The organism is Exiguobacterium sp. s122 (assembly GCF_018618475.1).
GTDB lineage: Bacteria > Bacillota > Bacilli > Exiguobacteriales > Exiguobacteriaceae > Exiguobacterium > Exiguobacterium himgiriensis.
Map to the genome: position 1 here is coordinate 1444251 of NZ_JACSMD010000001.1, position 11830 is coordinate 1456080.

At 51.7% G+C, this 11830-nt stretch carries 15 protein-coding genes; 1 reads left to right on the forward strand and 14 read right to left on the reverse strand.

What is annotated here, in order from left to right; genetic code table 11:
• Positions 1-36: 36 nt before the first annotated feature.
• The 10 genes from hisE to KNP92_RS07495 are packed head-to-tail and all read right to left on the reverse strand — an operon-like array spanning position 37 to position 6984.
• Complete coding sequence (gene hisE, locus KNP92_RS15935; RefSeq protein ID WP_214839084.1) at positions 37-345, reverse strand: phosphoribosyl-ATP diphosphatase; 309 nt, start codon at positions 343-345, stop codon at positions 37-39.
• On the reverse strand, positions 342-674 hold the full coding sequence (gene hisI / locus KNP92_RS15940; protein ID WP_214839086.1) for a phosphoribosyl-AMP cyclohydrolase: 333 nt from the start codon (positions 672-674) through the stop codon (positions 342-344). Before hisI ends, hisE begins: the two co-directional genes overlap by 4 nt.
• The gene (gene hisF / locus KNP92_RS07460; RefSeq protein WP_214839100.1) at positions 623-1390 is read right to left on the reverse strand and encodes an imidazole glycerol phosphate synthase subunit HisF; all 768 of its coding nucleotides are present in this window, start codon (positions 1388-1390) and stop codon (positions 623-625) included. The genes hisI and hisF overlap by 52 nt, the downstream gene beginning before the upstream one ends.
• Positions 1383-2096: a 1-(5-phosphoribosyl)-5-[(5-phosphoribosylamino)methylideneamino]imidazole-4-carboxamide isomerase gene (locus tag KNP92_RS07465; RefSeq protein ID WP_214839101.1), complete on the reverse strand. Its 714-nt coding sequence runs from the start codon at positions 2094-2096 to the stop codon at positions 1383-1385. Before KNP92_RS07465 ends, hisF begins: the two co-directional genes overlap by 8 nt.
• A complete protein-coding gene (gene hisH / locus KNP92_RS07470) occupies positions 2074-2661 on the reverse strand; it encodes an imidazole glycerol phosphate synthase subunit HisH (RefSeq protein WP_214839107.1) in 588 nt (195 codons plus the stop codon). Before hisH ends, KNP92_RS07465 begins: the two co-directional genes overlap by 23 nt.
• The gene (gene hisB / locus KNP92_RS07475) at positions 2658-3245 is read right to left on the reverse strand and encodes an imidazoleglycerol-phosphate dehydratase HisB (RefSeq protein WP_214839109.1); all 588 of its coding nucleotides are present in this window, start codon (positions 3243-3245) and stop codon (positions 2658-2660) included. The genes hisH and hisB overlap by 4 nt, the downstream gene beginning before the upstream one ends.
• On the reverse strand, positions 3232-4248 hold the full coding sequence (locus tag KNP92_RS07480; RefSeq protein ID WP_214839111.1) for a pyridoxal phosphate-dependent aminotransferase: 1017 nt from the start codon (positions 4246-4248) through the stop codon (positions 3232-3234). The genes hisB and KNP92_RS07480 overlap by 14 nt, the downstream gene beginning before the upstream one ends.
• A complete protein-coding gene (gene hisD, locus KNP92_RS07485; protein WP_214839112.1) occupies positions 4245-5459 on the reverse strand; it encodes a histidinol dehydrogenase in 1215 nt (404 codons plus the stop codon). The genes KNP92_RS07480 and hisD overlap by 4 nt, the downstream gene beginning before the upstream one ends.
• Positions 5456-6064, reverse strand: coding sequence for an ATP phosphoribosyltransferase (hisG, locus tag KNP92_RS07490; RefSeq protein WP_214839117.1), 609 nt, complete (start codon positions 6062-6064; stop codon positions 5456-5458). Before hisG ends, hisD begins: the two co-directional genes overlap by 4 nt.
• The gene (locus tag KNP92_RS07495; protein ID WP_214839118.1) at positions 6061-6984 is read right to left on the reverse strand and encodes an ATP phosphoribosyltransferase regulatory subunit; all 924 of its coding nucleotides are present in this window, start codon (positions 6982-6984) and stop codon (positions 6061-6063) included. Before KNP92_RS07495 ends, hisG begins: the two co-directional genes overlap by 4 nt.
• Positions 6985-7094: 110 nt before the next feature.
• Here KNP92_RS07495 and hisJ point away from each other — a divergent pair, with 110 nt between their 5' ends.
• The gene (gene hisJ / locus KNP92_RS07500) at positions 7095-7910 is read left to right on the forward strand and encodes a histidinol-phosphatase HisJ (RefSeq protein ID WP_214839120.1); all 816 of its coding nucleotides are present in this window, start codon (positions 7095-7097) and stop codon (positions 7908-7910) included.
• Between the two features lie 713 nt (positions 7911-8623).
• On the opposite strand, the gene KNP92_RS07505 is transcribed toward hisJ, so the two are convergent.
• The 4 genes from KNP92_RS07505 to KNP92_RS07520 all read right to left on the reverse strand — a co-directional run bounded on the left by KNP92_RS07505 (position 8624) and on the right by KNP92_RS07520 (position 11749).
• The gene (locus KNP92_RS07505) at positions 8624-8980 is read right to left on the reverse strand and encodes a hypothetical protein (protein ID WP_214839122.1); all 357 of its coding nucleotides are present in this window, start codon (positions 8978-8980) and stop codon (positions 8624-8626) included.
• 212 nt (positions 8981-9192) lie between these two features.
• Positions 9193-9768, reverse strand: coding sequence for a deoxycytidylate deaminase (locus KNP92_RS07510; protein WP_214839124.1), 576 nt, complete (start codon positions 9766-9768; stop codon positions 9193-9195).
• 51 nt (positions 9769-9819) lie between these two features.
• On the reverse strand, positions 9820-11049 hold the full coding sequence (locus KNP92_RS07515) for a toxic anion resistance protein (protein WP_214839126.1): 1230 nt from the start codon (positions 11047-11049) through the stop codon (positions 9820-9822).
• On the reverse strand, positions 11033-11749 hold the full coding sequence (locus KNP92_RS07520) for a 5-bromo-4-chloroindolyl phosphate hydrolysis family protein (RefSeq protein ID WP_214839128.1): 717 nt from the start codon (positions 11747-11749) through the stop codon (positions 11033-11035). Before KNP92_RS07520 ends, KNP92_RS07515 begins: the two co-directional genes overlap by 17 nt.
• Between the last annotated feature and the right edge of the window lie 81 nt (positions 11750-11830).

Consider the following 11830-nt stretch of genomic DNA (forward strand, 5'->3'; position numbering starts at 1 on the left):
GGAACGCAGCCTCACGGCTTCGTTCCTTTTTGTTTTTCACCAGTCTTCAACGTCACGCCGTGGTTTCGCCGGCGTCGTCGTACCGTGCCGCTCCCTGAGGAGCGTCTCGACGTCTTCAAGCGAGACGCCTTTTGCCGCGAGCAAGACGAGCATGTGATAAATCACGTCGGCCGCTTCTTCGACGACGTTCTCATCCTGCAAGGCCGCAATCACGACTTCAAACGATTCTTCGCCGAATTTCTTCGCGATTTTATCGACGCCGGACTCGAACAAATACGTCGTATACGATCCGTCTTTCGGTGTCGTCTTCCGTTCTTGAATCAACTTCTCGAGTTCGTGAATCATCCTTCCACCTCCGTAAAAAAGCAACTGCGATTGCCCGTATGACACGTTGGCCCATTGGCACGGACGCGGATGAGAAGCGCGTCTTGATCGCAGTCGACATGAATGCTCTCGAGTTCGAGCGTATTCCCGCTCGATTCGCCTTTCATCCAAAGTCGGCCTTTCGAGCGCGACCAGAATGTGACCGTGTTCGTCTCAAGCGTCTGTTGAATCGCCTTATCGTTCATATAGCCGAGCATGAGCACGGCGTTATCTTCCGTCGATACGATGATGGCTGGAATCAGTCCGCTATCGTCGTAACGAACCGCATCGGCAAGTTGTGTTCGCTGCATACGTGCTTCACCTCTTCCACTGTCGTTTTTCGGTCATGAAGAATCGAAGCGAGTAGCGCCGCGTCGACACGTTCGAGCGCATCGACGACGTGATTCGCGTTACCTGCCCCACCCGACGCGATAATTGGAATATCGACCGCATCGCGCAGAAGTTCGAGAATCGCTAAATCATAGCCGCTCTGTTTCCCATCTTGGTTCATTGACGTGACGAGCAGCTCTCCCGCCCCGAGTTCGGTGACTCGTCTCGCCCAGTCAATCGCACGGAGTTCTGTCTTTTGTTTCCCACCATACGTGTACACGAAGTACTCGCCATCTTCGAAACGGACGTCAATGGCGACGACGATACATTGTGACCCGAAACGTTCGGCCGCCTGTTTAATCAAATCCGGTGATTCGACGGCGAGGGTATTGAGCGATACTTTGTCCGCCCCTGCTTTTAAAAGTGAAGAGATGTCTTCAAGCGAACGGATGCCGCCACCGACCGTGAGCGGAATAAACACTTTTCGGGCGACGGCGCTGACGACATCGAGCATCGTCTGACGGCGTTCGGTGCTCGCCGTGATATCTAAAAAGACGAGCTCGTCGGCACCAGACGCATCATAATATTTCGCGATTTCGACAGGATCTCCGATGTCGCGTAGCGCGACAAACTCGACGCCTTTGACGACACGGCCTTCTTTTACATCGAGGCATGGAATGATGCGTCGTTTAAGCATAGCGCGCCTCCCACTCAATCAATTGATCGAGGCTGACTTTCCCTGAAAGCAACGCCTTCCCGACGACGGCCTCGTCAATCTGGGCGTCGCTGAGTGCCTCGACGTCCGCCTCTGTCGTCACCCCGCCTGAAGCGATGAGTGTGACGGAGACGGCCTCACGAAGTGCGCGCATCCGTTCGAGGTTCGGCCCGTTCAACTTCCCGTCTGACCCGATATCGGTGTAGAGAATCGTCTTCACACCACGGGCGACCAAATCGTTCGCGGCATCGATATCGCGTAACGTCGTCGCCTCTTGCCAGCCGTTGACGGCAACAATCCCATCATAGGCGTCGAGCGCGACGGCGATGCGGTCGCCGTATTTGGCGAGCGCCGCATCCAAGAAATCGGGATCCGTAAACGCCTTCGTCCCGAGTAGGACCCGGTCGGCCCCAGTCTCCATGACGGCATCGAGTGCTTCGACTGAACGGATGCCCCCGCCCGTCTGGACGAAAAAGCCGCATGCTTTCGCAAAACGAACGACGTCGAGATGTCTCGGTTCCCCCGCTTTTGCCCCTTCGAGATCAATCAAGTGGAGCATCGGGACGCGCCCTTGCCACTCTTTCAACTTTACATACGGATCCCCGTACTGTTCTTCTGTATTAAAATCCCCTTCTGTCAGACGGACGATTTGACCATCGATTAAATCAATTGCCGGTAGTAATCTCACGTTCGACCGACTCCTTCCATTCTTTTAATAAACGTAATCCGAACGTCCCGCTCTTCTCCGGGTGGAACTGCATCCCCGTGACGAGACCGTCATGGACGATGGCAGGGACGCGCTCGCCCATATAATCGGCTGATGCAACGATATGCGCCTCATCCGTCACGACGTGATACGAATGGACGAAATACACGTCCTCATCGCGTAAAATCGAGTTCCATCCGACGTGTGGCAACCGCTTCGCCCGCATCCGTTCGACCCGTCCTTCGATGAGCCCGAGTCCTTCAGTCAACACGCCTTCCGTACTCGAGTTGAACAATAACTGCATCCCGAGGCAAATGCCGAGGAACGGTTTCTCCGTCGCCATCTGTTTCAGCAGTGGCACGAGCCCCGTCGCATGGAGCGATGCCATCGCTTGTGGGAAAGCACCGACACCAGGCAACAAGATGGCATCCGCCGCCTCAATCTCAATTGGATCGTTCGTGATGACGACGTGACAACCGATCGCCTTTAATGCCCGCTCGACGTTGAAGACGTTCCCCATCCCATAATCAATGACCGCGACGTTCATCCTTCAATCCGTCCTTTCGTTGAAGGCAGACGGTTCGATCCATCCTGTCCAATTGCCTCGGCGAGTGAGCGACCGAACGCCTTGAATAATCCTTCGACCATATGGTGCGAATTCGAACCGTAGAGCACCTCAAGATGGAGCGTCAAGCGGGCGTTCATCGCGACAGCGCGGAAGAACTCTTCGGCGAGCTCTGTATCAAAATCGCCAAGCTTTGGATTTTTGATGTCGGCGTTAAATACGAGGAACGGCCGGCCCGAGACGTCGACGACACTGCGTGCGAGCGTCTCGTCCATCGGCAGGTAGCTCGTCCCGTAACGACGAATCCCGACCTTGTCACCGAGCGCCTCCAAAATCATCTGGCCGAGGGCGATCCCAACGTCTTCGACCGTATGGTGGGCATCGACCCACGTATCTCCTTCGACTTGGACCGCTAAATCGATTTGGCTATGGAAGGCGAACAACGTCAGCATGTGATCGAAGAACCCAACACCCGTTTGGATGTCACTTTGTCCCGTCCCGTTCAAATCTAGCTTCAGTTCAATCTTTGTCTCTTTTGTCTCGCGTTTCGTCTCAGCTGTTCTCAAGTGAACTCACCTCTTCTATCGTTTGTTGAATCAATCGATACGCCTCATCCGTCCCCGCACTGACTCGGATGCCGTCGGAAAAGGCCCGGACGTGGACACCGTGTCGGAGGAATCGTTCGGCCCACATCTCACTGTCCGGTGTTTGGACGTATAAGAAGTTGGACCGGCTCGGAAGGATTGTCCCGACCGGTCGTAACAGCTCAGCCAATTTTTCACGTTGCGCGTTATGGAACACGACCGCGTCACGGATGTATGTCGAATCCTCTAACACGACGGCAGCGACGGCGGCACTTAAGCCGCTCACGTTGAACGGGGAACGGAAGCGATCGACGTTCGCGATTAACGTCTCGTCTGCGATCATGAATCCGATCCGTAAGTTCGCCAAGCCGAACGCTTTCGAGAGTGTCCGTAGGATGATGACGTTCGGGTACGCCTCGAGTTTTGACGTGAAGGCATCCGTCATCGTGAAGTCGATATACGCCTCATCGACGACGAGATACGGCACGCGCGAAGCGAGCGTCTCGAGCTCGTCATGCGTCCACATTTTTCCGGTCGGGTTATTCGGGTTCGAGACGAGGACAAGCTTCGGCTCGTTCGCCTCAATCGTCCGAATAAGCGAGTCGAACGACAACCCGTCTTGATCCGGTTGAATGAACTGTCCCCGGGCGATTTGTGTATATATCCCATACATTGAAAAGTCCGGGAGCGGTGCGACGACACGGTCTTCGACGTCGAGCAGTGCTTGGCAAAGGATGGCGAGCAACTCATCACTACCGCTCCCGACCATGAGTTGGTTCGCGTCCACACCCGCATATTTGGCATAATTCTGTTTCAAGCGCGTCAACTCTTCAACCGGATATCGGCTTAAGCCCGTCAAATCGATTGAACGAATCTTGTCTTGAATTCGCTCGGGAAGCTCGTATTGGCTCTCGTTTTGATTTAACGCATGTCCCTTGACCGCATGCGGGACGTAACGCGGAATCGTTTCGTATCGTTGTCTCATACGTCCTCCAATCGGGCCGCCATCGCTCGAGCATGCCCTTCTAACTGTTCTTGTTTGGCGATCCGGATAGCAGCACGCGTCACCGTCTCGTCGAGTTCCGTCATTTGTAGAAATGTCTGGCGCCGATAGAAGTCGTCGACTGAAAGGCCGCTCGAGAATCGGGCCGTCCCGCTCGTCGGCAAGACGTGGTTCGGTCCAGCGATATAGTCACCGAACGCTTCGGCCGCCTCGTGACCAAGGAAGAATGAACCGCCGTGACGAATTTGTTTCATATAATCGTCTGGGTTTTCGACGGCGAGTTGGACGTGTTCAGCCGCCATCTCGTTCGCCTGACGAATCGCCTCATCTTTCGACTTCACGACTACGCCACCGCGTTTAAGCGCCTCAATGGCGATGTCTCGTCGCGGCAGGTCGTCGAGTTGACGCGCGAGTTCTTCGTTGATGGCGCGAGCCATCCGATCCGACGTGACGAGCGCGAGCGCTGTCGCCTCGACGTCATGCTCGGCTTGGGCGAGAAGATCGGCGGCGACCCATTTCGGATTGGCCGTCTCGTCGGCGATGATGAGTACTTCGGAAGGTCCGGCCACCGAATCGATGCCAACGATATGGGAGACGAGCGCCTTCGCTGTGGCGACGTAAGCGTTCCCCGGTCCGACGATTTTATCGACCGGTCGAATCGTTTCCGTGCCGAACGCGAGCGCCGCGACCGCTTGGGCGCCACCGACGAGGTAGCATTCATCGGCCCCGGCAATTTTTGCGGCAATCAATAGAGAGACGTCAATCCCGTCTGATTTAGGTGGCGTCACCATGACGACACGTTTGACACCGGCTACTTTTGCCGGAATGACGTTCATGAGGACGCTAGACGGATAGACGGCCGTCCCTCCAGGAACGTACACACCGACCGAGTCGAGCGGCATGTAACGCCGGCCGAGTCGGAACATCTCGTCTTCGAAGACGTCGTCGTCTCGGCGTTGGCGTTCGTGAAACGCTCGAATCCTTCCTACGGCGAGCGTCAATGCGTCCGTCAACTCCTCGTAAGCTGCCGGTGGAGTGAAAGAAGCCAAATCGACAACTTCGATTCGGTTGACGCCATCAAACTTCACCGTGTATTCGAGGAGCGCTTCGTCTCCTCTCGTCTCGATGGCCTCAAGGATCGGTTTGACCGCTTCGGCCCACGTTTCCCGTCGTGTCCGATTTTCTGAGCTCATGCGCCCTCCTCCTTGCTGAGACGACGAATCCATGCCTTCAATTCGTCCGGATCGTTCGCGAGCGCCGTCTCACTCGTGATGAACTTGGCGTTAATATCAAAAATTGTCTCATATTCTTCGAGGTCGTTTGCCCGAAGCGTCGCGCCCGTCTCGACGATGTCGACGATGCAGTCGGCAAGGCCGGTTAAGGGTGCCAGTTCGACCGACCCGTTCAAGGCGATCACTTCGACGTTTTGCCGTTTCGATGCGAAATGCGAGATGGCGATATTCGGATATTTGCTCGCGACTTTCAACTTCTTCGTCCCGTTCTTTCTCTCTTTCGGGCCACACACCGCCATCCGACAGCGGCCGAATGGCAAGTCGACGACTTCAAGGACACCAGGTGTCTTCTCACGTAAAATATCGCCCCCGACGACACCGACGTCTGCCGCGCCGTGCATGACATATTTATAGACATCATCGCCTTTGACGAAGATGAACTCGTGCCCGTCGACTGCGACCGTCAACTCACGGCCTCGTTTCTCCGGCCAGACGGTCAGTCCGACTTGTTCGAAATAGTCTCGTGCCGCTTTTTCGATGCGACCTTTCGCGATTGCTACTTTCATATAACCACCTCACCTAACTGTTCTAAATCGAGTGATAATCCGAACGCTCGACGCGATTGGCCAAAGTGACCGTAAAGCGAATCATAGCGTCCGCCAGAAAAGACACGGCGACCGTCCATCGTTCCGGTGACGGTCAGTCCCGAATAGTAATCGAAGTCGCCTGTCTGTCCGAAATCGTAGGAAGCGTTCAAGCCGATGGCCCGTAAATGCTCGACAGCACGCTCGACACCTGCAATGTTATCCATCAGACTCGTGTCGGCTGCTTGCTTCAATTCTTCGACGGCCGAATCGCCAATTAAGAATGGCAACTTGGCGATAAGTGGATAGTCGTATGTCACGGCAAGCTCGCGGAGCGACTCGAGGTTGCGGAGCGCCAAATATTGTCTGAGCGTCCGTTCCGGTATACCGGCCGTCTCGGCGATCGTCGCGACGAGTGCCGCCGAACCGACTTGGATACGTAATCCTTGGCGAGGCATGATGTCTTTTGTCATCGACAAGAACGATTCAATCAATTCCGTGTCAGCTGCCTCACCGTCAATCCATTCGAGCCCGAGCTGTTGCCGTTCGTGTGGCTGGCCCGAGTGCTTCGGGGTCCGGCGATATACGGCACCGGCATAGGCGACGCGCATCGGCTCGTTCCCGTCTGCAAGTTTCCGTGCGATTTGAAGCGTATAGTCCGGTCGCATGACGAGCAACTCCCCATCGTTGCCGAACAACCGATAATACGCCGATTCATCGAACAAAGCGAGATCTTGGTAATGTGAATAGTATTCGACAAGCGGCGGCTCGATGACACGATATCCGTTCGTCGTCGCCTGTTCGAGAAAAGAGAGCATCCATCGTTTCGGACGTACGACGTCCGCGTCTTCTAATTCATGCCATCCTTCTGGGATGGAACCTTTCGTATTGAACCAAATCATCTGTATCACCCTTTATCTTATTATCACTTTACCAAACTAAAGTAGTGTGTTAAATTTATCAAACGAAGCCGGTGTTGTCAACCGGTGAAACGGAAAGGAGATGTCACTTGATGATTGACTTTACCCATGATGGCCACATCCATACTCCCTTTTGTCCGCACGGTTCGACGGACGCGTTCGAGGCGTACGTCGCGGCTGCCCGTGCCCGCGGTTTGAAGACGATCACGTTCACAGAGCACGCACCGTTTCCGGCCAGATTCATCGATCCGACGCCAGAGCAAGACTCGGCGATGTCGCTTGAGCTGCTCCCCGATTATCTGGCTCAAGTCGAACGGCTGAAAGATGCTTACGCCAACGTCCTTAACATTCGAGTCGGTCTCGAAATCGACTACCTCCCTGGTTTTGCAGAAGAGACGATCGCCTTGCTCGCACCGTTCGCAAACCGGCTGGACGAGACGATTCTGTCTCAACACTTCCTATTCGATGACGGGAAGTATTTACCGGTCGATTTCTCACTTGAGAAGTTTGACGTGCTCGTGAAACGGTTCGGCTCGTTCGAGGCGGTCGTGCACGCCTATTACGAATCACTCGAGACCGGGCTTAAATTTGAATGGGAACGATTGAACGTGCGGCGAATCGGACATTTGGATTTACCGATCAAGTACGAAAAACAATATGAATGGGAACGTGAACGTGTCAAAGACATGGAGACGCGTCTGTTAAAAACGATTCAAGCCCGCAGTTTCGGTCTTGACTTGAATACGGCTGGCCTTCGAAAAATAGACTGCGGTCGCGTGTACGCGGAAGCCGTCGCCTTAGAAGCAATTGCGCTCGGCATCCCGCTCGTCCTCGGTTCAGACGCCCACGTCGCAATCGATGTCGGTCGTGATTTTGAAGATATACAAAAAAAAGCCACGTTCCGTTGAACGTGGCTTCTTTAACAGCGATCTAGCTATCTAGATCCCCATGTTTGGTTGTCGATAACGATATGGCGTTCCATTTCTTCATCTATTGATAATAGTAACACACTGAATGCGTGTTGCAAGTAAAAAATGAAAAATAATCATTCCTATCGAAAAATGGGGAAATACACTCGTTCTACCTTTGTGCTCGACCTTTTCGATAACGAGAAGTAAACCCTGACTTAGCCTTTATTCATTAAACCAGAAATGAACGAATTTCAGACTGGCCAAACAAGAGATGAAAGCATAGAGGAGAAATATGCCCCAATATACGGATGATCTACGAATACGGGTTATAGCTCACCGTAAAAAAGGTTATGATTATGGATACAAGAGGCGCCCAATAAAATGCGGACAATACAAGATGGGCAACGTCCTCTGTCGGAATCAATAATATTAGCCAAAAGGACAATACGCACCATGTAATCAATGAAAAGAAGATCAACATCAACTCTTTCAAATGGCTCCCCACTTTCAGTTTTTCATTTTAAACGTTGCCTGTTGAAACTTCGTACTCATGCTACTCATTATATCAAGTCGATTTCATGTGAGTCACTTTTTCCATAGGGGGTTTCTGATTCCCGCCCTACCTTCCCTTCATACGGTTAGACATAAAAAACGAATCGAGTCGTCTCATGCGAATCGATTCGTTAATATTCTAAGATAAACCGTGTCTTTTATACACCCATCAAAGCATACAAGTCTTTTAACTCTTCCGTGGCCGCCTCGTCCATTTGTAATGCCACGAGTTCGACGAATTGTAAGGCCGGGTCTGTATCGCCTGACATGCGGACGATTTCGGCTGCCGCATCATCGAGTGCGAGCAAGATGCCCGATACACCGAGTGTCGGGTAGTAACGGAGTAGCGCGCGAACGTGTTTCATTTCTGAAATGTCGTTCCCGTTAATGTTGAGCGCTTTGACTGCCAATTCTTTATGTGTTCCAATCGCGAATTTATCTTCCCACACTTCTTCGAGTGTGATCACCGCTTCGACTTCATAGGCACCGTCTGTGAAACGAACTTGTTTTTCCATGTTCCTTATCCCCTCTCGTTAATCTACTTTCATTATAAAAGAGGAAGAAGCGAATAGTTTGTGAAATATTGAACATTATGTGTAAAGTTTGTCTCACTCGATGGACACAATTGAAGCGAAGACAAAAAAAGGCCCCTCCAAAGAGGGGCGAATAATGGAAGAGTAAAACACCATTGGCAGTACATTAATAATATAACACCGAATGTAAACGTTTACAATGTGTTTTTGAAACTTTTTTCAAGCGGCAGGTGGAGGACTTCGATGCCGCTCTCTCGCATCAAATCAAGCCCATCGCCGTGCTCATACCCAACGGCATAGACGACACGAGCGACACGCGCCGCAATCAGTGCGAGCGAACAGGCGTGGCAAGGCGAGTGTGTGACGTACGCCGTCGCCCCGAACGCATTCGTCGAATCGGCAGCGAGTTTCCCGATCGCATTGATTTCGGCATGAATCTCATGTTGTTTCGACCAGTTATGATGCTCATATGGGTCGTGGCATTTAACAAATGTCACACCGTCATGAACGAGTTGTACCGAGGGATTCATTAAATCGACGGCCTCGTCGCGCACATACTCCGCCCGTTTGTAAAAGCCGTCCTCTCGCTTCAAAAAGATCTCGTTACAGTTCGTATGTCCTGGTGGGGTCCCGTTCAAGCCAATCGAAATCGGCTTCTCCTCTTTCACGATGACACAAGCGACACTTTTAGAAGCGCATTTCGAATGTCTTTCCGCCATCATGTCTGCAAACTGTAACCACGTCTCGTCCCACAATCGTTGCTTCTCCATATGTATCCTCCTTAAGGAAAAGGAAAGTCCGATTGCTCAGACTTTCCCCGGTCAATATCCTGTGTCTTTCGGTAACTCTTTGTTTTTTGCGGCGATTTCGATGACTTTCTCTTTCAATTCATGCTCCATCCGATCGAGTTCACGTTCAGCGTCACGACGCTTCTGCTTCCCTTCTTGCTGAATCCGGAGCGTCTCGTCAAGTGTCGATAAGAGGTTCTCATGAGCCACTTTAAGCGACTCAACGGAGACGATCCCCTTCTCGTTCTCTTGAGCGATTTCAATCGAAGAATCTTTTAGCATCTTCGAGTTCTGCTCGAGCAGTTGGTTCGTCGTTTTCGTCACATCCTGTTGCATTCGGAGTGCCGTCTTCTGACGCGTCAAGCTGAGCGCGAGGACGACTTGGTTCTTCCAGAGCGGGATCGTGTTGACGACGGCCGACTCAATTTTCTCCGCTAAAATCTGGTTGTTTTGTTGAATGACGCGGATTTGCGGCGCCATCTGTAAACTGATCGTACGACTCAGTTTCAAGTCATGCAACTTTTTCTCAAAACGGTCAGATAATTGAATCATATCGTTCAACTGTTGCAACTTCACTTGATCTTTCGATACTTCGACTTCTTGACGGAGCGGCGCAATCTCATACTCACGGACGTGATCGAGCTTTGTCTCCCCGGCTGCGATATAGACGTTCAATTCCTCGAAGTAACGTTTGTTCTTATCATACATTTGATCGAGCATCGTGATATCTTTCATCAAACCGAATTTGGCCCGGTCCAAGTTATGGATGACTTCCTCCAGATAAACATTCATCTTCTCAAATTGCAGTTTATAGTTCTCAGCTTTCTTTTTAGCACGACCGATGAGTGGCAAGTTATCGACAAAGCTCTTTTTCTCAGGTTGAAGCATATCCGGGTCCATCTTGCGTACGTTTTGCATCAAGTCAGACAATAACTTTCCAGCATCGCCACCGTCTTTCATACGAACCTCTGTCAAAATTTGATCTGAAAATTGCGAGAGTTCACGTTGGACGTTCGAACCGAACAACATGACGGAATCCGTCTTCTTTATATCAATCGATTCAGCGAGGCGGGTAATCCGCTCACGGTGCTGATCCGGCACGTCCGGTTTCGCTTGGATGGCAGGTACCTCGTGTTTTGCCGTCATCGCAGACCAATCCATCGATGGGTCAGAAAATGATTCTGTCTCGGTCTTTGTTTTTGTCTCTGACGTGAGTTCTTCTTCTGGCCAAGACTGCCAGTTCGTTTCATTCGATGAAGTCATGCTTTTTTCTCCCTTCAGGTTGATCGGCCAATACGCGTTCCATCATAATCAACTCGCGTTCAAAATCAACGGCGTCATCTTCTAACAGACGGCCTCGTTGTTCTTGGAACTTGTCGACAATCAGACGCATATTCGTGATCAGTTGCTCTCGTGTCTCTTCTTGAATGACGACACGTTTTCCTTCTAGCTCTTTAAACTTTAAGACGACAGACACCAGTGAGTCCAAATAGAACGTGAACAAGTCACGCACATGTTTGGCGTCTTGTGGGTTTTCGAATAGCTCGGCAAACAACTCGTGCGCTTCTTTCGAGACCGCCTTCATTTCACGACGCACCTCAAGGTCTTTTATGTCTGGGAGCACGCGGTCGATTTGTTGCAACTTCTCGTAGCCTTGTTCGATGGTGCGCTGTAAGAACTGTAACTCTAAGTCGTCCGTCGCTTCGAATTGACGGACTGGTGCTGGCTCTTCGATCGGCTTTAAAATACGTGATCCGACGAATGTCTCTTCTTCGTCAAGTAGTAGTTTCTTTTTCGCTCGTTTGGCTATCGGCGCTGGATTTCGGTTCCGTCGCTTATTCGTCGACCATACTTCGTTCAAAACGAGCGCTCCGACAATGATGAATAGCCAAGAAAAATCGAATACACTGATGGCAAAATATAAAACTGCCCCGGTCAGGGCCCATTTCATCCATGTCTTCATTCGTTTCACCTCATCTCGTGATACTTCTATTGTACCTTACGTCACCATTCAAAAAAAGTTTCGTCATCTTTATAAGCTTAC